Genomic DNA, 1,896 nt, shown 5'->3' on the forward strand with positions numbered 1-1,896 from the left:
ATTCATTTCACCGCCGCAAACAACGCCGATCTGGGACGCGCCGTCGCCGACAAGGTCAAGTCGATCCTCGAGCCGGGCCAGGTCAGCACCGCCGCTTGAAGCCGCCACGCCCGTCGGCTTGCGGCACACAGGCCCACGGCGCAGGTGTGTCGCAGGTTCCTCCGGCGATGCACATCGATGCGGGGCCGAACGATGCGTTTGGCCCCGCATTGATATGGCGCCCGGCGCCGGCAGATGTGCGTCGATCTAGGGGCTTGGCCTCGGAACATCATCGGCCGATGCTTTGGTTTGACGATCGAAGACGACCGCCAGGCCGTTCTTGACGGCAAGTGAGGCGACCATGTCGTCGAGCTCGCGATCGGGAATGGCGGGTTTGAGGACCTGCCGGATGGCCCGATAGGCCTGCTCGGTCGACACATAGTCATAGCGCTTTTTACGCGCTTCCACATATTGCTCGATGAGAATGCCCAATCGGCGGGCGGCTATGTCATCTGGCTGCTGCAAGGGAGCCTCCTCAAGCGTCGATCGTTTGCAGACCCCCCGGATGTAAAAACCCACGCTGCGAAAGTTAAGGCCTGCGGCTGGTCCGAAGCCAAATAAATACGCTGTGGTCATCGACGATCCGCACGGCAGCCAAGCCAAGCGTCGGTCAAGGCCTTGGGCGAAATAGGGCGGCAGCGATCGGCTCCCAAGCGCGGAGCGATCCGCCCAGACGTGCATTCACAACAGCGTCGACAGAGCGGCCATGAAGTGGTCGTTTTCCGAAGTCGAGCCGATGCTGACACGCACATAGGTGTCAAAGCCCTGCTGCTTCCACGGTTTGACGATGACCCCTTGCCGCAGCAGGCCTTCGACGAAGACGGAGGCATCTTGCCGGCAGTTGAAGAACAGGAAATTGCCTCTGGAGGCGGCGACGTCGAGGCCCTTGCTCGCCAGGAAAGTCTCGACGCGTTTTCTCTCCGCCCTGGCCAGAGCTACGACCCTGGCGAGGTGTTCGTCATCGGCCAGCGCCGCGAATGCTGCGGCCTGGGCCATGCCGTTGGCGTTGAAAGGCGTGCGGACGCGGTCGAGCAGCGTGCGCAGCTCCGGGTCGCCGACGATGCCGAAGCCGATCCGCAATCCGGCCAGGCCGAACGCCTTGGAAAAGGTCCGAAGCACGATCCACGGCCGGTCGAGCTTTCCCAGATAGGGCAGGGATGACGCATAGTCGTCGCCCTTGGCATATTCGGCATAGGCTTCGTCGATGACGATCAGCGTCTCGTCGCTCGTCGCATCCAGAACCCTCGACAGATTGCCGCCGGAGAGCCAGCTGCCGACCGGGTTCATCGGGTTCGAGAACAGCAGCATGCGCGGCCGTTCGCGCACCGCCTCGACCAGCGCATCGACATTGATGGTCAGATCGTCGTTGACGACAACGCGATTGACGGTAGCGCCCATCAACGTGGTGTAGTCCTCATGCAGCGGAAACGACGGATAGAGCGTGACGACGGCGTCGCCCGGCCGCAACACGGCGCGGCTGATGACGGAGAGAAGATCTTCGGAACCGTTGCCGAGGATAATCTGGTCCTCGGCGACGGCATATTTGTCGCCGATCGCCTGGCGCAGCTTGCGCCCGGCAGGATCCGGATAGAGGCGGAACATCTCGGAGCCGGCATGCATCGTGGCGGCGAGGGTCGGGCTGGGCCCGAGCGGGTTTTCGTTCGAGCCCAGTTTGGCGATTCTGGCCGGTGCGTATCGTTTCCGTACCTCGTCAATGGTCAGTCCGGAATTGTAGGGCGACAGGCGGTTGACTTCGGTGCGGACCATATCCGAGGCTTTCGACACGGGCTGGCTCCTCTGCGGTGGATTTCGTCATCCGTACCGCAGCTGAAATGCTTTGTATATGCTTGTATATGT

General features: G+C 62.2%; 2 protein-coding genes. Both read right to left on the reverse strand.

Annotation, left to right across the window (positions count from 1 at the left end; translation table 11 throughout):
• Nucleotides 1-246 precede the first annotated feature (246 nt).
• Nucleotides 247-615, reverse strand: coding sequence for a hypothetical protein (locus tag EN969_RS25825; RefSeq protein WP_224620654.1), 369 nt, complete (start codon nucleotides 613-615; stop codon nucleotides 247-249).
• 105 nt (nucleotides 616-720) lie between these two features.
• Nucleotides 721-1,824 (reverse strand): histidinol-phosphate transaminase, encoded by a 1,104-nt coding sequence (locus tag EN969_RS25830; RefSeq protein ID WP_082826515.1) that lies wholly within the window; start codon nucleotides 1,822-1,824, stop codon nucleotides 721-723.
• Nucleotides 1,825-1,896 lie beyond the last annotated feature (72 nt).

Origin of the sequence: Mesorhizobium sp. M7A.F.Ca.CA.003.01.2.1, assembly GCF_003998945.1 — a bacterium.
GTDB lineage: Bacteria > Pseudomonadota > Alphaproteobacteria > Rhizobiales > Rhizobiaceae > Mesorhizobium > Mesorhizobium ciceri.

Bases quoted from the DNA above. Each gene is read 5' to 3' on its own strand.
- EN969_RS25825 (WP_224620654.1), bottom strand. From the start codon at position 615: ATGACCACAGCGTATTTATTTGGCTTCGGACCAGCCGCAGGCCTTAAC.